Annotated in this window: 21 protein-coding genes; all 21 read right to left on the bottom strand. The window is 71.1% G+C overall.

Features of this window, described 5'->3' with window-relative positions; genetic code table 11:
• Positions 1-49: 49 nt before the first annotated feature.
• The 21 genes from aroB to OEB99_RS09625 all read right to left on the bottom strand — a co-directional run bounded on the left by aroB (position 50) and on the right by OEB99_RS09625 (position 23,874).
• Positions 50-1,150 carry a 3-dehydroquinate synthase gene (gene aroB, locus OEB99_RS09725; RefSeq protein WP_263509855.1) on the bottom strand — a complete coding sequence of 367 codons (1,101 nt, stop codon included), beginning with the start codon at positions 1,148-1,150 and terminating at the stop codon, positions 50-52.
• Entirely contained in the window at positions 1,147-1,686 is a 540-nt protein-coding gene (locus OEB99_RS09720) for a shikimate kinase (protein WP_263509854.1), read from the bottom strand. Before OEB99_RS09720 ends, aroB begins: the two co-directional genes overlap by 4 nt.
• Positions 1,687-1,693: 7 nt before the next feature.
• A complete protein-coding gene (aroC, locus tag OEB99_RS09715; protein ID WP_263509853.1) occupies positions 1,694-2,887 on the bottom strand; it encodes a chorismate synthase in 1,194 nt (397 codons plus the stop codon).
• Positions 2,888-2,984: 97 nt separating this feature from the next.
• Complete coding sequence (locus OEB99_RS09710) at positions 2,985-3,812, bottom strand: hypothetical protein (protein ID WP_263509852.1); 828 nt, start codon at positions 3,810-3,812, stop codon at positions 2,985-2,987.
• Positions 3,812-4,561: a fimbrial assembly protein gene (locus OEB99_RS09705; RefSeq protein ID WP_263509851.1), complete on the bottom strand. Its 750-nt coding sequence runs from the start codon at positions 4,559-4,561 to the stop codon at positions 3,812-3,814. The genes OEB99_RS09710 and OEB99_RS09705 overlap by 1 nt, the downstream gene beginning before the upstream one ends.
• On the bottom strand, positions 4,558-5,616 hold the full coding sequence (gene pilM, locus OEB99_RS09700) for a type IV pilus assembly protein PilM (RefSeq protein WP_263510116.1): 1,059 nt from the start codon (positions 5,614-5,616) through the stop codon (positions 4,558-4,560). Before pilM ends, OEB99_RS09705 begins: the two co-directional genes overlap by 4 nt.
• Positions 5,617-5,718: 102 nt before the next feature.
• The gene (locus tag OEB99_RS09695) at positions 5,719-6,519 is read right to left on the bottom strand and encodes a prepilin peptidase (RefSeq protein ID WP_411910682.1); all 801 of its coding nucleotides are present in this window, start codon (positions 6,517-6,519) and stop codon (positions 5,719-5,721) included.
• Positions 6,507-8,369: a pilus assembly PilX family protein gene (locus OEB99_RS09690; RefSeq protein ID WP_263509849.1), complete on the bottom strand. Its 1,863-nt coding sequence runs from the start codon at positions 8,367-8,369 to the stop codon at positions 6,507-6,509. The genes OEB99_RS09695 and OEB99_RS09690 overlap by 13 nt, the downstream gene beginning before the upstream one ends.
• Positions 8,370-8,373: 4 nt before the next feature.
• Entirely contained in the window at positions 8,374-9,075 is a 702-nt protein-coding gene (locus tag OEB99_RS09685) for a PulJ/GspJ family protein (protein WP_263509848.1), read from the bottom strand.
• A 5-nt stretch (positions 9,076-9,080) separates the two neighbouring features.
• Positions 9,081-10,928, bottom strand: coding sequence for a type IV pilus modification PilV family protein (locus tag OEB99_RS09680; protein ID WP_263509847.1), 1,848 nt, complete (start codon positions 10,926-10,928; stop codon positions 9,081-9,083).
• Positions 10,929-11,095: 167 nt separating this feature from the next.
• Entirely contained in the window at positions 11,096-11,548 is a 453-nt protein-coding gene (locus tag OEB99_RS19730; RefSeq protein ID WP_318011399.1) for a prepilin-type N-terminal cleavage/methylation domain-containing protein, read from the bottom strand.
• Between the two features lie 296 nt (positions 11,549-11,844).
• Entirely contained in the window at positions 11,845-13,083 is a 1,239-nt protein-coding gene (locus tag OEB99_RS09670) for a type II secretion system F family protein (protein WP_263509846.1), read from the bottom strand.
• The gene (locus tag OEB99_RS09665) at positions 13,080-14,282 is read right to left on the bottom strand and encodes a type IV pilus twitching motility protein PilT (RefSeq protein WP_263509845.1); all 1,203 of its coding nucleotides are present in this window, start codon (positions 14,280-14,282) and stop codon (positions 13,080-13,082) included. The genes OEB99_RS09670 and OEB99_RS09665 overlap by 4 nt, the downstream gene beginning before the upstream one ends.
• Before the next feature lie 379 nt (positions 14,283-14,661).
• On the bottom strand, positions 14,662-16,326 hold the full coding sequence (locus OEB99_RS09660; protein WP_263509844.1) for a GspE/PulE family protein: 1,665 nt from the start codon (positions 16,324-16,326) through the stop codon (positions 14,662-14,664).
• Positions 16,327-16,464: 138 nt separating this feature from the next.
• Positions 16,465-17,781, bottom strand: coding sequence for an LCP family glycopolymer transferase (locus OEB99_RS09655; RefSeq protein ID WP_263509843.1), 1,317 nt, complete (start codon positions 17,779-17,781; stop codon positions 16,465-16,467).
• Positions 17,782-17,785: 4 nt separating this feature from the next.
• Entirely contained in the window at positions 17,786-18,730 is a 945-nt protein-coding gene (locus OEB99_RS09650) for a shikimate dehydrogenase (RefSeq protein WP_263509842.1), read from the bottom strand.
• Positions 18,727-19,893 carry an endolytic transglycosylase MltG gene (mltG, locus tag OEB99_RS09645; RefSeq protein WP_263509841.1) on the bottom strand — a complete coding sequence of 389 codons (1,167 nt, stop codon included), beginning with the start codon at positions 19,891-19,893 and terminating at the stop codon, positions 18,727-18,729. The genes OEB99_RS09650 and mltG overlap by 4 nt, the downstream gene beginning before the upstream one ends.
• Positions 19,890-20,390 (bottom strand): Holliday junction resolvase RuvX, encoded by a 501-nt coding sequence (gene ruvX / locus OEB99_RS09640; protein ID WP_411910681.1) that lies wholly within the window; start codon positions 20,388-20,390, stop codon positions 19,890-19,892. Before ruvX ends, mltG begins: the two co-directional genes overlap by 4 nt.
• Positions 20,391-20,393: 3 nt before the next feature.
• Positions 20,394-23,054 (bottom strand): alanine--tRNA ligase, encoded by a 2,661-nt coding sequence (gene alaS / locus OEB99_RS09635; RefSeq protein ID WP_263509840.1) that lies wholly within the window; start codon positions 23,052-23,054, stop codon positions 20,394-20,396.
• Positions 23,055-23,146: 92 nt separating this feature from the next.
• Positions 23,147-23,506: a hypothetical protein gene (locus tag OEB99_RS09630; RefSeq protein ID WP_263509839.1), complete on the bottom strand. Its 360-nt coding sequence runs from the start codon at positions 23,504-23,506 to the stop codon at positions 23,147-23,149.
• The gene (locus tag OEB99_RS09625; RefSeq protein WP_263509838.1) at positions 23,506-23,874 is read right to left on the bottom strand and encodes a DUF948 domain-containing protein; all 369 of its coding nucleotides are present in this window, start codon (positions 23,872-23,874) and stop codon (positions 23,506-23,508) included. Before OEB99_RS09625 ends, OEB99_RS09630 begins: the two co-directional genes overlap by 1 nt.
• Between the last annotated feature and the right edge of the window lie 130 nt (positions 23,875-24,004).

Genomic DNA, 24,004 nt, shown 5'->3' with positions numbered 1-24,004 from the left:
AGGCTAGTCGCGGCCCCGACACGGCCACAAGGTTCCGGGCTTGTCGGCCTCAGATCTCCCTGCTCACCTCGGCGTACGCGGCCGCGAGCAGCGCAGGATCCGGCCCCTCGAGTCGGGTCGGCCGCGCGAGACCCTCCAGCACCACGAAGCGCAGCAGGTCGCCCCGGGTCTTCTTGTCCCGGCGCATCGCCGTGAGCAGCTGCTCCCAGCGGTCGCCCCGGTAGGAGGTCGGCAGTCCCAGCGCCTCGAGCACGGCGCGGTGGCGCGCAACCACGTCCTCGTCGAGCCGGCCGGCGAGTCGGGCGAGCTCGGCGACGTAGACCATGCCGACGGAGACGGCCGCACCGTGCCGCCAGCGGAACCGTTCGACCTGCTCGATCGCGTGCCCGAACGTGTGTCCGTAGTTGAGCATCTCGCGGGGCCCGGCCTCACGGAGGTCGGCCGAGACGACCTCGGCCTTGACCCGCACCGCACGCTCGACCAGCTCGCGCAGCACGGGCCGGGTCTGCTCGTCGAGGTGCTCTGCGCGCAGACCCGCAGCGTGCTCCTCGACCAGCTCGACGATGCGCGGGTCGGCGATGAAGCCCGCCTTGACCACCTCGGCGAGCCCGGCGACCCGGTCGTGCACGGGAAGGCTCTCGAGCGTCGCGAGGTCGCACAGCACGCCGACCGGCGGGTGGAACGCGCCCACGAGGTTCTTCCCCTCGGCGGTGTTGATCCCGGTCTTGCCGCCGACGGCGGCGTCGACCATCGCGAGCAGGGTGGTCGGGACCTGGACCACGGCGACCCCGCGCAACCACGTCGCGGCGACGAACCCCGCGAGGTCCGTGGTGGCACCGCCGCCGAGCCCGACCACGACGTCGGACCGGGTGAAGCCGGACTGGCCCAGCACGCCCCAGCAGAACGCGGCGACCTGGGCCGTCTTCGCGTCCTCGGCCTCGGGGACCTCCGCGAGGACGACCTCGTAGCCGTGCGCCTGCAGGTCGTCGCGGACCGCCTCGGCCGAGGTCGCCAGCGCGCCCGGGTGGACGATCAGCACCCGCCGGCACTGCTCGCCGAGCAGGCCCGCGAGCTCGCCGAGCAGGTGGTCGCCGACGACGACCTCGTACGGTCGCTCGCCTCCCACCGGGATCCGGGTCGGCGTGGTCACGGCGTGCTCCCTTCGTCCGCCAGACGGTCGAGCACCATCTGCGCGACCTCCGTCACGGTCCGCTCGTCGGTGTCGACGCGATGGTCGGCCACGGCCTCGTACAGCGGTCGCCGCGCGTCCATGTGGGTCTGCCACTGCGCCCGCGGGTTCCCCAGGCCCACCGGTCGCGGTGCGTTGAAGCCGAGACGCGGGACGGCGTGGGCGAGGGACACGTCGCAGAAGACCACCACCCCACCCGACGCGCGATACGCGTCGAGCGCGTCCCGGGTGGCCGGGTCGACCACCGCTCCCCCACCGAGCGCGACGACGCCGCCCTGCTCCAGCGCCCGGACGACCGCGTCGCGCTCGAACGCGCGGAAGACCTCCTCGCCGCGATCCCAGAAGAGCTCCGCCACGGTGGTGCCGGCGATCTCCTCGACAAGGGCGTCGGTGTCCACCAGGGCCAGGCCGAGCCGGTCGGCGACCTCGGCCGCGGTGGCCGTCACCTCCGCTCCCGGCGGGCCGACGAGCACCACGCGGGGCGCGACCGCGGTCACCGGGGCTTCACCGCTGGAGGGGCGGGATGGCGTCGAGGTACGCGGCGTAGTTGCGCGCGACCTCGTCGACGCTGTCTCCGCCGAACTTCTCGACGACGGCATCCGCGAGCACGAGGGCGACCATCGCCTCGGCGACCACGCCCGCGGCGGGCACGGCGCACACGTCCGACCGCTGGTGGATCGCGGTGGCGGCATCGCCGGTCGCGACGTCGGTCGTGCTGAGGGCGCGCGGCACCGTCGAGATCGGCTTCATGGCAGCCCGGACCCGGACCACCTCGCCGTTCGACATGCCACCCTCGAGCCCGCCGGCGCGGTTGGTGCGCCGCAGGATCCGGCCGGTCTCCGGGTCCCGCTCGATCTCGTCGTGCGCGGCGGAGCCGCGACGCGCCGCGGTCCGGAACCCGTCACCGACCTCGACACCCTTGATCGCCTGGATGCCCATCAGCGCGGCCGCCAGCCGGGCGTCGAGGCGCCGGTCCCAGTGCGTGTAGCTGCCCAGCCCCGTGGGCACGTGGTACGCGAGCACCTCCACGACGCCGCCGAGCGTGTCCCCGGCCTTCTGCGTCTCGTCGATCTCGGCGACCATCGCCGCGGACGTCGCGGCGTGGAAACAGCGGACGGGGTCCTCGTCGAGGGCTGCCACGTCCTCAGGGGTCGGCAGGAGTGCGTCGTCGGGCGTCGCGACCGGCCCGATCGCGACCGTGTGGGACACCAGCCGGATGCCGACGGACTGCTCGAGGAACCGGGCCGCGACCTCGCCCAGGGCGACGCGGGTCGCGGTCTCGCGCGCGGACGCGCGCTCCAGGACGGGCCGGGCGTCGTCGAAGCCGTACTTGCGCATCCCGACCAGGTCCGCGTGGCCCGGGCGGGGGCGCGTCAGCGGTGCGTTGCGGGCCCGTTCGAGCTTCGCCGGGTCGTCCACCGGGTCCGCCGCCATGACGTCGACCCACTTCGGCCACTCGGTGTTGCCGATCTCGACGGCCAGCGGCCCGCCCTGCGTCACGCCGTGCCGCAGACCGGCCAGCACCCGGACCTCGTCCGCCTCGAAGCTCATCCGGGCGCCGCGGCCGTAGCCGAGGCGTCGGCGGGCTAGCGCGCCGCGGATGTCCTCGCTCACCACCTGCACGCCCGCGGGCAGCCCTTCGAGGATGCCCACCAGGGCCGGGCCGTGCGACTCGCCCGAGGTCAACCAGCGCAGCATCGTGCCTCCCGTCTCGCCAGCATCCTTCCACGGGCCCGGACGCACCTCGGCCCGCGTCCGGGCAACGGACGCGGGCCGAGGTGGCGGGTCGTGCTGGTCAGTTCGTGACGGTGATCGGCGCGTCGCCGGCGGCCGGGACGGGCAGCGGAGCCAGCTCGGCCTGCTCGCCCGTGGCGTCGACCGTGCCGTCCGTCGTCACCGTCGCGTCGTCGGTGAGCACGAGGGCCCACAGCGAGACGGTCGTCTCCAGGTCACCCTTGTGCGTCGCCGGCGTCCCGTTGGTCGCTGCGGCCTCCTCGAGGGAGTTCGCCACGATGTTGTTGACAACGAGCAGCCGGCCCTGGTCGGACTGGAGCGCCTTCAGGAACGCGACCGTCTCCTGGTATCCGCCCACCACCGTGATGTCGAACGGGACGGCGTACAGACCCTGCACCGTCGTGGCGGCCGCAGTTCCCGACGCAGCCGTGCCGTCGGCCGCGGTGGTGTCGGTCGCAGCGGTGCCCTCGGTCGTCGCGCCCGCGTCGGTCGTCCCGGCGTCGGTGGTCGTCACGGCGGCCGCGATGACCGGCGGGCCGGTCACCGCCAGCGCCATCGAGCTGTTCAGGGTCCGGACGAACACGTTCGAGCCGACCGCGAGGTCGTTGAAGTAGCGCGTCAGCGCCTCGAGGTCCACCTCGGCCGGCACCTGCGCCTGCAGCGCCGCGAGGTCGGCACGGAACTCGTCGATGTTCTCGTAGTCCTTCTTGAGCGCCGCCAGCTGGATCTCCAGCTGGTCGGCCCGGGAGGCCTCTTGCTCAGCCTGGTCCCGCGCCTCGGACGCCGTGTCGAGCATCGGCGAGATGCCCAGCATCCACGCGGCGGCTGCCAGCACCAGCGACAGCAGGATCGTGCCGATCACCCACGGCATCGCCTTCGCGTTGCGCATCAGTTGTCCCCCTCCTCGGCCGCGGCCTCGGCGGCGGCATCGGCCTCGGGCTCCGGGGCGAACCGGTTGGCGAAGGCGTCCTCGTCGACAACCACCGTCACGGTCACCTGGTAGAAGGCAGTTCCGTCCTTGTCGGCGATCTGCGCCGCCGTGACACGCGGGTCGTCGAAGCCGGTGATCGATCCGGCAGCCGCCACCCAGTCGGCGATCACGGGGATCTGGGTCGCCTCGGCGACGAACGTGATGCCGCCTGCACCCGCCGGCGACAGTGGGTCGGGGTTGACGAGGGACGCGTCGTTCGCCGTCGGCATCTGCGTGCTGATCGAGGTGATCGCCCACCCTTCGGGCTTCACGGCGCGGATCGCCTCGAAGTAGTCGAACCACGACACCTCGGACGCGGTCGCGATCTGGCGACCCTGCTCGGCACGGGCGATCTCGCCCTTGACGAGCGGCACCTCCGCGTACTGCGCCTGCTCGGCCATGAGTCGCTCGACCTCGGCCTGCTGGGCGGCCAGCTCGGACTCCGCCTTGCCGAGGTCCAGGAAGGCGAAGCCGAACCCGGCGAGGATGAGCAGCACGACGCCGATCAGCGACAGGCCCATGAGGACCTTGACCCGGCGCACACCGCGTCGGCTGTAGACGTCCGGCGGAAGCAGGTTCACCTGCGGGTGCGCTGGCGCACCGAGGCCGGTGAGGTCGAGCACAGCGCCCTCGGTGGTGACGTCGGCGACGTTCGATCGCTTGCTCATGCCGCCACCCCCAGAGCCAGGCCGAGCGGCACCGCGAAGGTCGACTCGACGCCCTGCAGCGCCTCCAGCCGCGCCGAGCGGCCGACCTGGACGCCGGCGAGGACGTCGCCGAGCGTGACCGGCAACCGGCTGGCGCTCGAGAGGTACTGGCCCAGGCCGTTGAGGTACGAGCCCCCGCCGGTCAGCACGATCAGCTCGACACCGTTGCCCGGGTTCTGGCTGGCGTAGTACACGAGCGTGTTGCGGACCGCTTCGACCAGCTGCTGGGTCACGTGCGAGACGACCTCGGCTGCTCCCCGGAAGCCCTCCGCGACGGCGAACCCGACCCCGACCTGCCGCTTGATGTTCTCGGCCTCGGGGACGGGGAGCCGGCCCTCGGACGCGATCGCGTCCGTGACGTGCTGGCCGCCCGACGCCAGGGTGCGGACCATCTGCGGGAGACCGTCCCGGGCAATCACGAGGTTGGTGATCCTGGCGCCGATGTCGACGAGCGCCACGGTCCGCACCGTCTGGTGGGTGAGCAGGTGCGCGCGGAGCAGCGCGAACGCGTTGAGGTCGACCAGCCGGGGGTGGAGCCCCGCGCTCTCCACCGCTGCGACGTTCGCCGCGACGGTGTCCCGGGTCGCGGCCACGAGCAGGCCCTGGACCGTCTTGCCGGTCTGCCCCTGGAACGCTGCCGTCGGGTAGAAGTCGAGCAAAGCGTCCTCGACCGCGACCGGCAGGGTGTCCTGCACCTGGAACGGCAGGGACGAGCGCAGCTGCTTCATCGGCATCCACGGCAGGTCGAGGCTGCGCACCAGCACGCGCTGGTTGCCGACGCCGAGGACGACGTCGCGCGAGGAGAACTTCCCGCGCGTCCAGAGCTCACGCAGGGCGGGAACGACGTTCTCGGGCTCGGTCACCTCGCCGTCCTGGACGGCGCCGAGCGGCAGGGGCGCTTCGGCGTACCTCACGACTGTCGGGCCGCCACGGCCCTTCTGAATCTCGACTGCCCGGGCACGCGTCGTGCCGAGGTCGAGTCCGATCACTGTGCTGGCCACGGCCCTACCCTTCATCACCGGGGTGGCAAAGCTGTCAGGTACCTCTATCGGGCGAACGCCGGTACCCCTTGAGCGTGAGCGGTTGGGCCGACCGGGTGAGAATTCATCCCGCGACAGTCACGCGAGCAGCTGGAGGTACGCGCTCCACAGCTGCTCGCCGACCGCGACGCCGAGGGCTGCACCGATGATCATCCACGGGCCGAACGGGATCTGCGTGCCCCGCCCGCCGCGACCGGTGAGGATCAGCAGGAGCGATGCCAGACCGCCGAGCAGGAAGGCGCCGAAACCCCCGACGACGAGGGCACCCCAGCCGACCCAGGCCATCGCGCCGCCGAGCAGGCCGGCTAGCTTCACGTCTCCGAACCCCATACCCGTTCGACCCAGCACGAGCTCCGAGACGAACATCAGGGCGAAGTAGAACGCGTAGAGCGCCACTCCCCCGATCAGGGCGCGCAGCATGGCCGACCAGTCGTCGACGCTCGCGAGGGCGAGCAGCACCGCCAGCACCGGGTACGACGGCAGCACGAGCGCGTTCGGCAGGCGGTGCACGTCCAGGTCGATCAGGGCGAGGGCGATCCCCACCGCCGTGAGGAACAGGAACGCCGGGATCGCCGCAGGGGCCGCCGCGAAGCGCAGGGCGACGAGCCCGAACAGCACGGCGGTCACGCCCTCCACGAGTGGGTAGCGCACGGCGATCGGCTCGCCGCAGTCCCGGCAGCGGCCGCGCAGCAGCAACCAGCCGAGCACAGGGACGTTGTCCCGCGGCCGGATCGCATGGCCGCACCGCGGACAGGCACTGGGCGGACGGACCACCGACTCGCCTCGCGGCACTCGCCAGATGACGACGTTGAGGAACGAGCCGACGGCAAGGCCGAGAAGCGCCGAGAAGGCGACGAGGAGGGCGGTCACGGGACCCATGGTTGCGTGGACGAGCTGACCTCGCCCGAATACCGCAGGCTCCATTCCGCGTTCACCCAGTGCGGCCAGAACGGCGGTGCCGTGTAGCGCAGGCGCACGTCGTACGTGTACGCCTTGCCGTAGCCGGACACCATCGTGCCCCCGCTGCTCGTCCCGACCGCCCCGCGCCACCGCTGGGCGATCGAGCCCCGCACGTAGAGCGACCCGCGATACGAGCCCTCGCCGTATGCCTGGACCGTGAACGAGTGCTGGAGCGTCTGGATCGACGCCGCGATCTGCAGGCCCGAGGTCGGTTCGTTGCGGCCGTAGGCAGGGTCGGCGATCCGGATCGGCCAGCCGCTCAGGACACCGGCCCCGGCGGGCGAACCCCACACGTAGGTCGTGCTGTGCTTTCCGCCGGTCGACACTGCGCTGACCTTGTACATGTACGGGTTCATGACCTCGACCGAGTTCGTCGCGACGAGGCCGACGAGGTCGGTCCCGTCCGGTCCGCCGGCCAGGACGACGTCTCCGGTCACCACGATCGACTGCGCGGCCGCGAACGTCACCCGTCCGTTCATCACACCCTGAAGCCACAGGTTGCCCTCGCCGGTGTACTTGCGGGGGTCGGTCATCGCCGCCTGCACCGTGTACGACGCGCCGCTGCTCGGGACCAGGCTGCTGCTGTAGGTGCCCAGCGGCAGGATCCCGTCGATGTAGCCGGCGTCCATGAGGTGGCGGGTGACCGCACCGGTTCCGGAGGTGGGTGACGCGTCGACGTAGACGGCCATGTCGCTCGGCACCGGGACCCGGGCACCCGAGGCGCTCGACAGCGACGCCCCCGTCCCGCAGCTCGGCGTCGTACCGCTCGAGTCCGCGACGGCCAGCACGGCGCCGGCGAAGTCGGACTCGGGGCTCCACACGGTCATCGTGCCGTCGGAGTTCAGGATGATCCGGGTCGGTCCGTAGTAGTGGCACCCGGGCGTGGTCGAGAAGGAGGCCGAGTTGTCGGGCAAGTAGAGCAGGGCGTGGTAGGCCGGTGCCTCACCGAAGGTGCGGCTGGTCCCGGTGGCAGTGAAGGTGCTGCCCGAGCGCAGGCAGTTCGCCCACGTGCTGGTGCTCGTCGGGACGACCGACGAGCAGCCGGGGTTCGCCGACTCGAAGCCCTGCAGGAACTGGCCGCCCTTCGACAGGACCGCGTCGTTCGAGAAGACGTCACCGTCCAGGTCGTCGTTCGAGCCGAACTGGATCTCCACGCAGCTGGCGGTGCTGCGCCCGTTCCACCAGTACTTGGCCAACGCTGCACCCGAGCCTCCGCACGTCGTCGACGCGCCGCTGGGGTAGGCGTAGAGGTTGTCCGGGTCCGCGCTCTCGAAGTCGGTGTAGTAGACGTAGTCGGTCGAGCCACCCTTGCCGACCGCGACCTCGATCGTGCGGTAGACATCGTTCACCCGCCCGGTCGAGGTCAGCATGATCGTGCCCGAGGTCCAGGCGCCGCTGGCGTCTGCCGTGTAGTGGAACGCCGGGTCCTCGGGGTCGGTGGCACCGGGTGTGACGGGCGACCAGCCGTAGGGCAGGCCACAGGCGGTCGGGCTGACCATCGCGGAGTTCGTGCAGTCCGCGGTCCGCCCGTAGTTATCGTCCCGGTTCAGCCGGGTGATGAAGTCGTCGACACCGGACTGCGCCGCCGTCATGGCCGCGGTGTAGTCCTGGTCGTACCGTGAGAACCGCGTGCTCTGCACCGCGTAGGTCAGACCGACCAGCAGCAGTGCGGCGATCACGATCGCCGAGCCGATCACCAGCACGAGCGCGACACCGCGATCGTCCGCTTCCCGGCGGCGACGCGCTCGACGCATCCGCAGGATGCTCATGTCCTCACTCCTCACCCTGACGGATGACCGCCTCGGCGTTGGGCAGCAGCATGCGCTGCACGTAGGTGGTCGGCTGGGCCTGCTGGGCCTGCTGGGACTGCACGGTCACGGTGAGCTCGATGGCCAGGACGTTAGCCAGGTCCGTCGCGGACAGACCGGTCGATCCCGTGCTCATCGCGGTGGTGCTCGAGCCGTCGTAGTACGAGAACATCGCCCGACCATCCGTCAGCACGTCCTTCGCGACCAGCGAGTCCACGATGTTGGCGGTGTTCGAGTACTGGTACCCCGTCGGCGACGGAGTCGGCGAGTCGGGGATCTGCACCGTCTGGTGGAGCTCGCCGATGCCGGTCGCGGTGGGCACGATGCGGTATGAGACCTTGCTCGGGCCGACGGTGTTACCGGGGTTGTTGATGTTGGCGTAGAAGGACACGCTGAAGTTGTCCCCCTGGATGAACGCATCCGCCGTGGACCCCGAGGCGCCGAGCTGGGACTGCATGACCGACGTGCGCAGCGTCTTCGCCATGGTCTCGACCGCGACCCGGGCCGAGTCAACCTGGTCCTGGCGCGAGACGTTGGCGGCGTTCGTGCGCAGCAGGCCGATGGTGAGCGTGGCGGTCGCCGAGAGCACGAGGCTCACGATCAGCATCGTGACCAGCAGCTCCGCGAGGCTGAAGCCGTCCTCGCGCCGTTCGCGATCCCTGCTCACCGCAGTCACCACTCCGTCACCTGCGCCGTGTCGAAGAGAATCCTGTAGCTGTAGCCCGTCCTGATCGTCACCGGGTTCACCCCGGTCGAGTAGCAGGCGCCGGTACCCGCCTGGTCCCACGCGGTGAAGTACCAGACCCCCGCGGGCACGCTCCCTTCCCACACGTTGGACGCAGTGGGAGTGAGCACGATCGGGGACGGCGCATCGGTCCCGGTCGTCGAGCAGGTCGTGGGTGGCGCGCTGCTCACCAGGAGCGTGTGGTAGAACCGGCTCAGCGACCGGACCTCGACGTTGCCGAGGGCCGAGGTGAACGCGTAGCTCGCGGTCCCGGCGAAGGGCACGTTGACCAGGCTCCCGGCCGTGCACGGCGTGCCGGCGGCCCCGCCGGGCGCCGACCAGACGTACCAGTCGCCGGCGTACAGCTCGATGGCGCCGCTCGGCCCGGGGCCCACGTCGACGGCCGACGTCGCCGAGCACGTGCCGCCGGTCTGCGCGGGAGCGACCCAGATCTCGTCGGTCGCCGGGGCGTTGGACACGTCGAGGTGGGCGGTCGACCACTCGACGTCCGCGTTCGCGCCCTGGCTCAGTGCGACGCCGGACGGACCCGCGCTGCAGCCGATCTGAGGCGAGTACAGCCAGAAGTCCCAGGTACCGGCGACCACGCGTCCGGCTGACGGCGTGATGGTCTTCGCCAGCGGGTCGTCGCAGGTCAGACCCGACCCGGTCGGGGTCGCCCTGACCTCGTAGGTGCTCAGGCCGGCGACGGTGAACAGGTTGGCGACCTGGAACTCGGCGAACTCGAACGGGACGTCGAGCGTCCCGGTCGAACCCGGAGCCAGGGAGATGGCGGCGGGCAGCACGGTCGGCAGCGTGGTGCCGAAGTAGGCGCCGTAGTCGGACGGCCAGAGGTTGCCGACGGTCGTGTTCACGCCGGTGAGGGTGATCGGCCGGGTCGACGTCCCCGACGCCTCCGACTGGTACAGGGTGACCACGGACCCCGCAGCCTCCGCGTCCGTCACCCCGCCGGTGACGCGGATCACGACGGATCCCGCCCGGTCGAGCGAGATGCGTGTGCTCGCGGCGAGCTCGCCAGGGTTGATCAGCCCGATGGTCCGCTCCGGGTTCTCGGTCCCGGTGATGTCGACGTAGCCGGGGTTCGGGAACGCCGCGGTGTACGTGGTGCCGCCGACCGGCGGGTTGAGCTGGATGACGGCGCACCCGGAGGCGTCGGTCATGCCGGCGCGGGACTCCGTCGTGGAGTAGACCCGCACGGTGCGGCCCGCCGAGGGCTCCCCCGCTGCGTTCGTGACGGCTACGGCCGCGAACGATGCACCCGTTCCGGGGTTGACGTCGCGCTCGGGCGCAAGGACAGCCGAGTTGGAGACGGGCTGGACGCTGCCCATGCCGGGCCACGTGACCGACACCGTGACGATCAGCGAGGGGTGGGTCACCAGGGACCCGCCCTCGCACGCGGACTCGCCGGTGCCGGTGATGTTCCAGGAGGAGGACCTGCTGACGGTGTACTCGGTGCCGTCGACGACCAGGGGGTCGCCCGCGCCCGCACCCTCGAACTGGTGCGGGTTGGTGACCATGCCCTCGTTCGCCAGGTCCACCGGACCGCTCGAGGTGGCCATGAACTGCTCGCGGACGAGCTCGATCTCGCGGGCGGCGAGGTTCGACGCCGCGACGCGGTTGCGGTTGGACACCGACTGCTTCTGCGCGGTGATCACGAGACCGAGCACCGAGCTCGCGATGATCGCCAGGATCACGGTGGCGACGACCACCTCGATGAGGGTGACGCCCGCGTCGTCGCCGGCGAGAAGCCTGCGCCGTGCGTCTCGGACCATCTGCATGCCGGACCTCTCGGTGCGTCGGGTCTACCGCTGAGGGATGGGTGCTCGGGTCGGGTGCTCCCGAGCGGGTCGAGCTGGCGGACGTGTCGCGCGTCGCGCCGGGGACGGGCCGATGGGGCGGGAGGCGCTCGCCTCCCGCCCCACCTCAGTCCGTCAGAGGACCTGCATCACGGGCAGACGCCCTCTTCGAGGCCGCCCGCGGCGGAGTAGCGGTAGCCGACGACGGCCTTGTCACCCTGCGGGTTCTGGACCGACACGCACCAGTTGGTCGGGTTCGTGAAGGTCTGCTTCGCGAGGACGACGTTGTTGGAGACACGACCGAGGTCGACGGCTGCGGTCAGGTCGCCACCGGCCATCTCGTAGTGGGCCGGCGTGGCCGCGGTCTTGGTGACGGCCAGGCCGGTCACCGAGGTGTTGTCGACGAAGTAGGTGGCGACCTCCTTGCCGATGGTCGAGACGTCGGCCTTGGCGGCCGAGTCCTCGGCCTTGTGGCGCTGGTTCAGGAACAGCGGGATCGCAATGGCGGCGAGGATGCCGATGATGATGATCACGACGAGGAGCTCGATGAGCGTGAAGCCCTGGTCCTTGTCCTCGATGGACTTGCGAATACGCGAGATCATTCTGATCCCTTTCGTCTGCGGTGTGAGTGCCGGTTTCCCGACGGGTGAGAACACAGTGGTCATCGGGCACGTGACAGACCGCCTTGAGCGCCCATACGGGTGAAAGAACACAGGATCTCCTCAACCCTGCACGGGGCGAATCCGGACATTTCACGACATCTGCTACCAGCGTCCTCGCACGCCCGACGCGCACGCAGCGGGGCGCGGCCCGCGGGGGGCCGGCGCCCCGCGGGGGCCGCCCCCGCCCCCGCCGGGGGCCCCGGCCCCGGTGCGCGGGGGCCCCGCTGTGACCGACCTCAGCCGATCAGGTCGAAGATCTTGAAGATGGGCATGTAAAGGGCGATGATCATGCCGCCGACGAGCGTCCCGAGCACCGCGATCATCAGCGGCTCGATGAGCGACGTCAGCTGCTCGGTCGTGGCCTCGACCTCCTGGTCGTAGAACTCCGAGATCTTGTGCAGCATCTGGTCCAGCGCACCGGTGTCCTCACCCACGGCGATCATCTGGACGACCATCGGCGGGAAGACCGGATGGTCGGCGAGCGGCCCGGTGAGCGACTGGCCGGACCGGACGGCATCCCGGACCGCCTTCGACGCGTCCTCGATCACGATGTTGCCGCTCGTCTCACCGACGATGTCCAGCGCCTGCAGGATCGGAACGCCGGAGGAGATCATCGTCCCGAAGTTGCGGGTGAACCGGGCGACCGCCACCTTTTTGAACAAATTGCCGAAGATGGGCAGCTTGAGGCGCAGTGGATCAAGCTTCTCGCGCACCGCACGGTCATTCTTGTGCTTGTTCCACCAGAAGCTGAAGGCGACACCCGCCACGAGCATGATCGGCGCGGCGATCTTCATCACGTCGGAGAGGAACACGAGAATCCGGGTCGGCAGCGGCAGCTCGCCGCCGAGGCTCTCGAACATGCCGGCGAACACCGGGACGATGAACAGCAGCATGCCGGCGGTCGCCAGGAGCGCCATGATGAACACGACGACCGGGTAGGTCATCGCCGACTTGATCTTGGCGCGGAGCTTGACCTCCGACTCGTAGTTCTCGGCCACCGAGAGCAGCACCTGGTCGAGGAAGCCACCGACCTCGCCGGCCTTGATCATGTTGATCATCAGCGGCGGGAACACCGCCGGGTGCCGGCCGAGCGCCACGGACAGGGCGACACCGGTCTCGACGTCGCCACGCACCGTCCCGAGTACCTTGGCCAGCGCCTTGTTCTCGGTCTGCTCGGCGAGGATCGAGAGCGAGCGAAGGATGCTCAACCCGGAGTTGATCATCGTGGCGAGCTGGCGGGCCATGACCGCCAGGTCCTTCATGCCGATCCGCTCGCCCATGCCGGGGATCTTCAGCTCGCGCTGCAGGCCGGAGTTGGTCACCTCGGCGACGGACAACGGCGCGGACCCCATCGACCGCAGCCGCGCAGCGACCGCGGCCTGGTCGCGGGCCTCCAGGCGGCCCTTGACGATCTTGCCGTCCTTGTTCCGGACCGTGTACTCGTAGGTCCGGGTCTCGGTCGCGGTCGCGCTCACTGCGGCATCCCTCCGAATCCTGGCATCGGCGGCGCCGCCGCCGGCACCTCCGCCGAACCGACGCCCGCGCCGGTCGGGTCGCTCATCGAGCCGGCACCCTGCGCCATCCGCGACGTGCGGCCGACAAGCCGGTTGAAGTCCTCGATGTGGTGGGCCTTCTCCATGCCCACCTCGTAGGTGATCTTCGACGACTTGACCAGGTCCGCGAGGTGCTGGTCAAGGGTGTGCATGCCCTGGGAGGCACCAGCCTGCATCGCGGAGTAGATCTGGTGGGTCTTGCCCTCGCGGATCAGGTTCCTGATCGCCGGCGTTGCCAACATGACCTCGGTCGCGACCGCGCGGCCCTTGCCGTTCGCCTTCTTGCACAGCGTCTGGCAGACCACGCCCTGCAGGGCGCCCGCGAGCTGCGTGCGCACCTGGTCCTGCTGGTGCGACGGGAAGACGTCGATGATCCGGTCGACGGTCTGGGCGGCGTCCTGGGTGTGCAGCGTCGCGAACACCAGGTGACCGGTCTCGGCCGCGGTCAACGCCACCGAGATCGTCTCCAGGTCGCGAAGCTCGCCGACCAGGATGATGTCCGGGTCCTGACGCAGCACGTGCTTGAGCGCGTTCGCGAACGAGTGCGTGTCCGCGCCGACCTCACGCTGGTTGATCAAGGACTTCTTGTGCCGGTGGAGGAACTCGATGGGGTCCTCGACGGTCATGATGTGGTCGTTGCGGCTGCGGTTGGCGAGGTCGATGATCGCCGCGAGCGTCGTCGACTTGCCCGACCCGGTGGGGCCGGTGACCAGGACCAGGCCACGCGGCAGACCGGCGAAGTTCGCGACGATCGGCGGCACGCCGAGGTCCTCGAGCGGCTTGATCTCGTACGGGATCATCCGGAAGGCCGCGCCGACCGAGTCGCGCTGCTTGTACATGTTGACGCGGAACCGCGACACGCCGCGGACCGCGTAGGCCATGTCGAGCTCGAGGTGCTCCTCGAAGCTCTCCCGCTGGCGCTGGCTGAGGATCGAGTAGAGCGTGCGCTGCAGCGAGTCCGGGTACATCACCGGGAAGCCCTCGAGCGGTCGCAGGCCCCCGTCGAGCCGGATCATCGGCTGAGCACCGGAGGTCAGGTGCAGGTCGGAGCCACCGACCTCGATCATCGCCCGCAGCGCGGCGTCGAGGTCGATGTCGCCCTCCTGCGCCACCTGCGCCATGCCGATCCGCGAGCTCGCCCGACGGGCGGGCGCCGCGGGCGCCGCGGGTGCGGCCGCCGGACGGGCGGGCGCGGCAGGCGGCTGCGCGGTCCCGGCCGGCCGAGACGGCACCTCGGCCGACGGAGCCGGCGGTCGACCGCCCAGCACCGAGGGCCGCGCCGGTTGCTGAGGCATCGGGGCCGGGTAGGCCTGGGACGCGGTCGGCATCGGGGGCGGGAAGCCGTGCGGGGCCGCGGGCGGGCTCTGGTACGACGGAGTCGTCCACGGACCCGGGGCGCCGGGCTGGGGAGTCGTGTTCACAGCGGACCTCTCGCTTCTGGTGCGCCTGGCGGGGCGCTCGGACGTTGTATCGACCGTGACGGACGGCGGCTTGAGCCGATCAGGCGACCACGCGGAGCACTTCTTCGATCGAGGTGTCGCCGAGGAAGACCTTCGCCCAGCCGTCGTCGCGCAGCGTGAGCATCCCCTGCGACCGGGCCACCTTGGCCATCTCGGCCGCGGACGCGTGCGCCACGGCGAGACGTTCGATCTCCTCGGTCACCCGCATCACCTCGTGGATCGCGAGCCGGCCCTTGTAGCCGGTGTTCGCGCACGCCGAGCAGCCGACCGGACGGTGCAGCCTCGGCAGCTCCTCCCCCGGGCTCCACGGGAAGTTCGCGGCGACGAGCTCGACCTCGGTCGGCTCGTACTCCTCCTTGCACTTCGTGCACAGTCGACGGGCGAGGCGCTGTGCGACGACGCAGTCGAGGGCGGAACCCACGAGGAACGGCTCGATGCCCATCTCGGTGAGACGCGTGACCGCGCTCGGCGCGTCGTTGGTGTGCAGCGTCGACAGCACGAGGTGGCCCGTGAGAGCCGCTTCGATGGCGATCTGCGCGGTCTCGTGGTCACGAACCTCACCCAGCAGCACCACGTCCGGGTCGGACCGCAGGATCGAGCGCAGCGCGCCGGCGAAGGTCAGGCCGGCCTTCACGTTGACCTGGACCTGGTTGATGCCCGGCAGGCGGTACTCCACCGGGTCCTCGACGGTGATGACGTTGATCTCCGGCCGGGACACCGCGTTGAGCGTGGCGTACAGCGTCGTCGACTTGCCGGACCCCGTCGGGCCGGTGACCAGGATCATGCCGTAGGGCTTGTGGTACGCCTCCGAGTACACCTCGAGGTTCTCCTCGAGGAACGACAGGTCACGCAGGTCCAGGCTCGCGGTCGAGTTGTCCAGGATTCGCATGACGACCTTCTCGCCCCACACCGTGGGCAGGGTCGCGACACGCAGGTCGATCTTGCGTCCCTGGTGCACTACGGACATCCGGCCGTCCTGGGGCTTGCGCCGCTCGGCGATGTCGATGTCCGCCATGATCTTCAGTCGCGAGATGACGCCGGACTGGATGTTCTTCGGCGCGTGCTGCATCTCGTGGAGCACGCCGTCGATCCGGTACCGGACGCGCAGCTCGTTCTCCGCGGGCTCGATGTGGATGTCCGACGCCCGGTCGCTGATCGCCTGCGTGACCAGCAGGTTCACGAACCGCACGATCGGCGCATCGTCCTCGACCGCGTCGCCGACCGAGTCCAGGTCCTCGGCCGAGTCCTCCACCAGGGCCGTCGTCAGGTCGTCGATCTCGTCGTCGGCGCGGCAGTAGCGGTCGATCGCGCTCTCGAGGTCGTCCCGGGTGGCGACCACGGTCTGCACCGGCATGCGCGACAGGGTGCGGGCGTCGTCGACCGCGAGCACGTTCCCGGGGTCCGCCATCGCGAGCACCAGGAAGCCGTCGTGGATCGCGATCGGCAGGGCCGTGTAGCGACGGCACACGGTGGCGGGCAGCATGCCGACCGCGGTGCGGTCCACCGGGAAGTCGGTGAGCTCGATGAACTGCATCCCGACCTGGGCGGCGAGCGCCTGGACCAGCTGCGCCTCGCTCAGCATGCCGATGTCCACCAGCACGCGCCCGAGCGAGTCGCCGCGGATCACCTGCTCGTCCAGCGCCGCCATCAGCTGCGCCTCGGTGAGCAGGCCTTCATCGAGGAGGATGTCGCCAAGCTGCTTCACGGGGATCCTTCCGGGTGGTCGGCCGGCATACGCCTGACCGACCTATCGGCACGGACCCGGCCGTGCTGTAGCCCGATCGGGCCAACAACCGGCCGAGACCGGGCCGTCCCCGTGGAGCCCTGCGAGGGACCCGGCAGGTCAGGGCGCGACAGCGCCCAGCTGGTCCACGTCGTCCGCGTGCGCCGCGAGATAGCCGTCGACGTCGTCCGCGACCACGGCGGCCATCAGCTCGTCGAACGCGCTCTGGTTGAGGCGGACGATGCTCTGCTTGCCGTCCGGGCTCCAGCCGGTCCCGGAGATCGGCACGGTGAGGAAGTGCACGTCACCGCTGCGCAGGTTGCGGACCCGGCCGACCATGTCCTGCATGACGGCCAGGTCCACGCCGTCGTCGACCGCGACCGCCTGGCTCACCGTGTCCAGGAACGCCAGCGTCCGCGCCGGGTTCTCCAGGATCCCCTTCGAGGTCACCTGCGACAGGATCGCGCGCATCCAGGCCTGCTGGCGCTGCACCCGGTCGAAGTCACCACGGGTCAGCGAGTAGCGCTCGCGGACCCAGGTCAGCGCTTCCGAGCCGTCCAGCAGCTGTTCGCCGGCAGGGGCCAGCAGCTCCCCCTTCGTCCCCATGTCGGCGCGCCCGTACAGCGGTTCGGCGAGGTTCAGCGTCACCCCACCGAGCGAGTCGGTGATGGACACGAACGACTCGAAGTCCGTCACTGCGAAGTGGTCGATGCGGACGCCGGTCAGGTCCTCGATGGTCTGGATCAGCAGCGTCGGACCGCCGTAGGAGTACGCCGCGTTGATCTTGGCCGTGCCGTACCCCGGGATCGGCACCCACGAGTCGCGCGGGATCGACATGACGTACGCCGAGGACGCGTCGGCCGGCAGGTGCACGAGCATGATCGTGTCCGTGCGCTGCGCGCCGGCCTCCCAGTCGGACGGGTCGCCCGCGGAGATCCGGCTGTCCGAACCGAGGACGAGGACGTTCATCGGCGCCCGCAGCACGGTCTCCTCGGGGTCGGAACCGTCGCCCGCGGGCACCGGCACCGCGGTCGGCGACTCGGGCCGGTCGGTCAGGCCTGCGAAGGGGTCGGGGATGCGCTCGACGTTCGAGTTCAGCCGCCAGCCGTACCACGCGACCGCACCGCCGCCCACCACCAGGACCGCCGCGATCGACAGTGCGAGGACGGCCACCCACCGCCGACGCCGTCGCGGGTGGGGTGCCTCGCCGGTGACCGTGTCCAGGGGGTGGCCTTCGGCCGCCTCGCCGGCGACCGTGTCCAGGGGGTGGCCTTCGGCCGCCTCGCCGGGCTCCGGCGCACCAGCGGGCTCGGCCGCCTCGCCGGGCTCCGGCGCACCAGCGGGCTCGGGCGCGTCGGCGGGTTCCGGTGCACCCGCGGGCTCGGAGTCTCCCGCGGGTGTCGGTGCCGGGTCGCCCGGTTCGTCCTGATCGTGCACCGGATCAGGGTAGGTGATCGATCTGGGTGGTCCGTGCGTCCGACACAGCGTGGACACCGCGGTCCGGCGAGCGGGGTCCGGCAGGCGCCGCACCGAGCGCCCCGTCCAGCGCGGCAGCCATGGCCTCGACCGGCGCCGCACGGCCCGTCATCAGCCGCACCTGCTCGGTGGCCTGGTGCAGCAGCATGCGCTCACCGGCCACCACGGTCCCGCCGAGCGAGCGCCACGCCGCACCCAGGGCGGTCACCCGAGGGTCGTACGCGCAGTCCAGCAGCACGCCGGACACCGGCTCGCCGCGACGAACCAGCGCCTCCGCCATCGGGTCGGCCGCATGCGGCGGCAGTGTCGACACCACGGTGTCGGCGGCGACCCACCGGCCGACCGCCGCGTCCGGATCGCCGAGCGCCGCGGTACGCGGGCTGACACCCATCCGGTGCGCCGCCCGGATCATGCCCCCGGCCCGGGCGACCGACCGCACCAGGACGTCGGCCTCTGCCTGGCCCAGCTGCGCGAGCGCCGCGAGAGCGGACGCCGCGGTCGCGCCGCCGCCGAGCACGACGGCCCGCCCGACCGTTCGGCCGCCGGGCCGGATCCCGCCTTCCTGCAACGCGGCCACGATGCCGTGCACGTCCGTGTTCGCACCGACGAGCGTCAGACGCGGTCCCGGCTGCACCAGGACCGTGTTGATCGCCCCGACGACGTCCGCGAGCGGCTCCACATGGTCGACGAGGTCGCGCACGCTGACCTTCAGCGGCATGGTCAGGCTCAGGCCCGCCCACGTCCCGTCGAGCCCGTCGAGGAAGCCCGGCAGTTGCTCCACGGTCGTGTCGATCGCGTCGTAGCGCCACCCGTCGAGGCCGAGAGCCGTGTAGGCCGCCCGGTGCAGCACCGGCGACAGCGAGTGGGCGATCGGGTGCCCGAGCACCGCCGCCCGGTGCACCGCGCTCACCCGTCGCTGCCGGAGTTCTCCGCCTCCCATTGGCGGAGCTTGTCGACGTTCTGCTGATGCTCGGCGTAGGTCTCGGCGAAGAGCGTCTCGCCGGTCTCCGGGTTGACCGTCACCCAGAAGAGCCACGGACCGTCCGCCGGGTTCAGGGCGGCATCGATCGCGTCCTCCCCCGGCGACGCGATGGGCGTCGGTGGGAGACCTGTGTGCAGGTAGAGGTTGTAGGGAGTGTCCGTGACGTGGATGTCGTCGTAGGTCAGCTCGGTACCCGACTTGCCCAGCCCGTAGGCGACCGACGCGTCGATGTCGAGCTTCATGTCGATCTCGAGCCGGTTGTCGATCGCCCGGGCGATCTTGCGCGCGTCCTCGGCCGACTTCGCCTCACGCACCACGAGGGACGCGATGGTCAGCACCCGCTCGCGGTCCTCCGCGGCGACACCCTTCTCGTCGAGCACGGAGACCGTCTTCGCGACCATCGTCGCGATCATCTCGGTCGCGGTCGTGCCCGGTTCGAAGGTGTACGTAGCCGGGAAGAGCCAACCCTCGTAGCTGCCCCCGGCCTCCGCCGGCAGGCCCGTGGCCTCGGTGTCCTCCATCGCCGCCTGGACGTCCTCCACCGGGATCGTCGCGACGGCGGAGATCCGGTCGACGACCTGATCTGCCCGGAAGCCCTCGGGAACCGTCACCCGCACCTGGACACGCTTCTCCGGGTCGAGCAGCTGGGTGACGGCGTCCGCGGCCGGGATCTCCAGGGTGAGCCGATAGGTCCCCGGCTGGATGCCCGCGGCGTCCGGGTTCGCCGTGAACGCCGCCGAGAACGCCTGGACGGACTGCACGACCCCGTTGTCCACCAGGATCTGCCCCATCTGCGCACCGGTCGCCCCTGCGGGGATCGTCACGTCGACCGAGTCGTGGCCCGGTCCGGGATAGTCCGCCGCGGCGGGCTCCGGCTTGGTGAAGGAGCTGATCTGCGGGAGGAGGTAGGTCGCCACGGCGTAGCCGACGCCACCGACCAGGACCATCGCGATGACCACGGCGAAGACACTGCGGCGGCGGCGGGCCCGGCGCCGCCGATCGCGTTCCTTCCGGCCGTCACGGCGCGACCCACGGCGACCGGGGTCGGGCTCACCCGACCGCACGATGTCGTCGAGGAAGACGTCGTTCACCAGGAGACCTCCCGTTGTTCCACGCCCCCGCCGTCCGATTCACACGGCTCGCCCGCCCGGCGACCCGTCGAGCGTTCGAAGTCCAGAGCGCTCTGCAGGATCACCACGGCAGCCGCCTGGTCGACGACCGCGCGCTGCCGCCGCCCGGGGCGTCCGGAGGCGTGCATCGCACGGTGCGCCGAGACAGTGCTCATCCGCTCGTCGATGAGCCGGACGGGCACCGGTGCCAGGGCACGAGCCAAGAGGACACCATACGTGCGCGCGGCCTCCGATGCCGAACCCTCGCGACCGGACAGGTGCCTCGGCAGCCCGACGTACACCACAACCGCGTCTCGCTCTTGCACGATCTCCACGAGCCGTGAGACACCGCCTTCGACCGTGTCGCCACGGGGCACCGTCTCGACCGGCGTCGCGAGAAGGCCGTCGGGGTCGCTCGCGGCGACCCCGACCCGCACGGAGCCGACGTCGACGGCGAGCCGCACCCCGCGCTCGACCACGGGTCAGGTGCCCTGGACCTGGGCCCGGAGCGCGTCCATCGCGGCCGGCAGCCGGGACGCGTCCGTGCCGCCGCCCTGCGCGACGTCGGGCTTGCCCCCGCCTCCTCCGCCGAGCACCGCCGCGGCCGCCTTCGCCAGCGCACCTGCCGCCAGACCGGCGTCGCGAGCCGCGGCATTCGTCGCGACCACGACCACCGGGCGCCCGCCCGCGACCCCGCCCGCGGCCACCACCGCAGCGCTCTCCCCCATCCGGCCCCGGACCTCGAGCGCCAGGGTTCGCAGGTCGTCAGCGGACGACACGTCACCGACGGCCGCCGTGACGAGCCGGACCCCACCCACCTGCTGGGCGGACTCCGCCAGGGCCCCCGCGCCGGCGAGCAGGCGCTCGGTCCGGATCGCGGCGAGCTCCTTCTCGGCCTCGCGCAGACGGGCCGCCAAGCCCGCGACCCGCTCGGGCAGGTCCTCCGGGCGCGTCTTGAGGGTGTCGCTCAGGGTCGCGACCAGCGCACGTTCCTTCGCCAGGTGGTGGAAGGCCTCGAGCCCGACCAGCGCCTCGACCCGTCGCGAGCCCGACCCGACCGACGACTCGCCGGTCAGGGTCACGAGCCCGATCTGGCTCGAGTGGTCCACGTGCGTGCCGCCGCACAGCTCACGCGACCACGGCCCACCGATCTCCACGACGCGGACCTGCTCGTCGTACGTCTCGCCGAACAGCGCGATCGCGCCCCACTCCTTCGCCTCGGGCAGCGACATGTACTGCCACTGGACACCGAGGTCCTCGCGGATCGCACGGTTGGCGACGTCCTCGATCTCGCTGCGCGCCGCGGCGGAGAGGGCCTGGTTCCAGGAGAAGTCCAGGCGCAGGTACCCGGGCTTGTTGTACGACCCGGACTGCAGCGCGTTCGGGCCGAGCACCTCACGCAGCGCGGCGTGCACGACGTGCGTCCCGGAGTGCGCCTGCCGCGCGCCGAGCCGCCACTCGGGGTCGACCTGCGCGAGCACCTCCTGACCGTGCCGGACCTCGCCCTCGACGACCCGCACCGTGTGCACGATCAGGCCCTTCACGGGGCGCTGCACGTCGAGGACGTCCAGGCGCAGGCCGTCGCCGGTGATCACACCCGAGTCGGACTCCTGGCCGCCGGACTCCGCGTAGAACGGCGTCAGCTCGAGCACCACGTCGACCGTCTCACCCGCAGCAGCCGTGGCGATCAGACCGCCGTCGCGCAGCAGCGCCCGCACCGTGGTCGCGGTGGTGAGCTCGGTGTAGCCGGTGAACGGGGTGGCGCCCGCCTCCCGCAGCTCGCGGAAGACGGTGAGGTCCGCGTGGCCGCCCTTCTTCGACTTCGCGTCGGCGCGGGCGCGCTCGCGCTGCTCGCGCATCAGGTCACGGAAACCCTGCTCGTCGACCTTCAGCCCCTGCTCGGCCGCCATCTCGAGGGTCAGGTCGATCGGGAAGCCGTACGTGTCGTGCAGGGCGAACGCCTGCTCGCCGCCGAGCATCGTGTCGCCGGCCTTCTTGGCGGCCTTCACGGCCGTGTCGAGGATCGTCGTGCCCGCCACGAGGGTCCGGCGGAACGCCTCCTCCTCCGCGTACGCGGCACGGCTGATCCGGTCGAAGCCGCTGACCAGCTCGGGGTAGGACTGGCCCATCGCGTCGCGGGACACCGGCAGCAGGTGCGGCAGCGAGGGCTCGTCCACACCGAGCAGGCGCATCGCGCGCACCGAGCGCCGCAGCAGCCGGCGCAGCACGTACCCACGGCCCTCGTTGGACGGCGTGATGCCGTCCCCGATCAGCATCAGCGTGCTGCGCACGTGGTCGGCCACGACCCGGAACCGCACGTCGTCGTCGTGGTCGGCCCCGTACCGCTTCCCGGAGATCTCCTCGGCGGCCTTGATGACCGGGAACACCTCGTCGATCTCGTAGAGGTTGTCCACGCCCTGGAGCAGGTAGGCGGTGCGCTCCAGACCCATGCCCGTGTCGATGTTCTTGGACTTCAGGTCGCCGGTGATCCGGAACTGGTCCTTGGCCTTGACGTCGTCGATCGCGTACTGCATGAAGACCAGGTTCCAGATCTCCAGGAACCGGTCCTCGTCCACGATGGGCCCGCCCTCAGGGCCGTAGGCCGCACCGCGGTCGATGTAGATCTCCGAGCACGGGCCCGCGGGGCCCGGCTGGCCGGTGTGCCAGTAGTTGTCCTTCTTGTCGCGGCGCTGGATGCGGTGCTCGGGGATGCCCGCGACCTTGCGCCACAGCGCTGCGGCCTCGTCGTCCTCCTCGTAGACCGTCACCCAGACCTTGTCCGGGTCGAACCCGTAGCACCCGTCGTCCTGCGAACCCGTGACGAGCTCCCAGGCGTACTCGATCGCGCCTTCCTTGAAGTAGTCGCCGAACGAGAAGTTGCCGTTCATCTGGAAGAACGTGCCGTGCCGGGTGGTCTTGCCGACCTCGTCGATGTCCGGCGTGCGGACGCACTTCTGCACGCTCGTCGCGCGCGGCCACGGCGGGGTCTCCCGACCGAGCATGTACGGGATGAACGGGACCATGCCGGCGATCGTGAAGAGCGTCGACGGGTCGGGCGAGACGAGCGAGGCGGACGGGACCACGGTGTGTCCGCGCTGCTCGAAGAACGCCAGCCAGCGACGTCGGATCTCGGAGGTGAGCATGGTGTCCTCGTTGTCGGTGCGTGGGTGGCTCGTCGCCTCCCACCTGGGTCGGGGGTCGCGATCGCCGGTCGGGGCCCGGCCCGACCCGGCGGTCAGAAGTCGTACAACGGCTCGTCCGGGTCGACGCGGCCTGCGGGCCGCGCGCGCTCGGCCGCGGGATCCGTGGGCGCCGACGGCTGCGCGGCCGGCTTGCCCGTCCGGTGGAACACGGCGGACGGGTCGCCGCCCTCAGGAGTCACGAGGAGCTGGGCGGTGAGGTCGCGCTCGCGGGTCCGGAACGCCTGGACGAAGGTGTCCAGCGCGCTACGACCCGCCGCGACGGCCGACTCCCCTGCCTGCTCGACCTGCTCGGCGACACCCTCGGGCGTGTACTTGCGCCACGCGGTGCGCAGGCGCTGCGCGACCGCCACGGTGGCCGCCGCGCCGACGCCCATCCAGAAGAGCCGACGCATCAGCGGCGCACCTTCGCCGCCAGGTCCGACATCGCCCGGCGCACGCCGTAGCTGAACGCCGCGACCTTGATCAGCGGACCACCGACCGTCGCCGAGACGAGCGCCGTCAGCGCCGACACGTTCTGCGTGATCTCGGCCGCCGACGTGGTCATCTGGTCGACCTTGGCCAGCTGGACGTTGGTGGTCGCGATGGTCGTCGCCGCCTCGTCGATCACGGGCAGGGTGTGCTCGGTCATCTCCTTGACGGCGATCCGGGCCTCGTCGAACACCTGCGACAGGCGGATCAGCGGCAACGCGAGGAATCCCACCAGGAGCAGGAAGACGAGTGCGCCGATCAGACCGGCGACGTCACCGAGAGACACCGACATCGGAGGATCCTTCCTGGACGGGGACGACCCCCCGACCCTACTCGGGAGCGGCTCGCGCCGAGAACGCGACAGACGGGGGGAACGACGACGCCCCGCCTCCGGCACGCGGAGGCGGGGCGTCGGTTCGCGG

The sequence above is a fragment of the Actinotalea endophytica genome (assembly GCF_025717005.1).
In the GTDB taxonomy this organism is placed as follows: Bacteria; Actinomycetota; Actinomycetes; order Actinomycetales; family Cellulomonadaceae; genus Actinotalea.
This window is presented reverse-complemented; position numbering and strand designations above follow the sequence as displayed.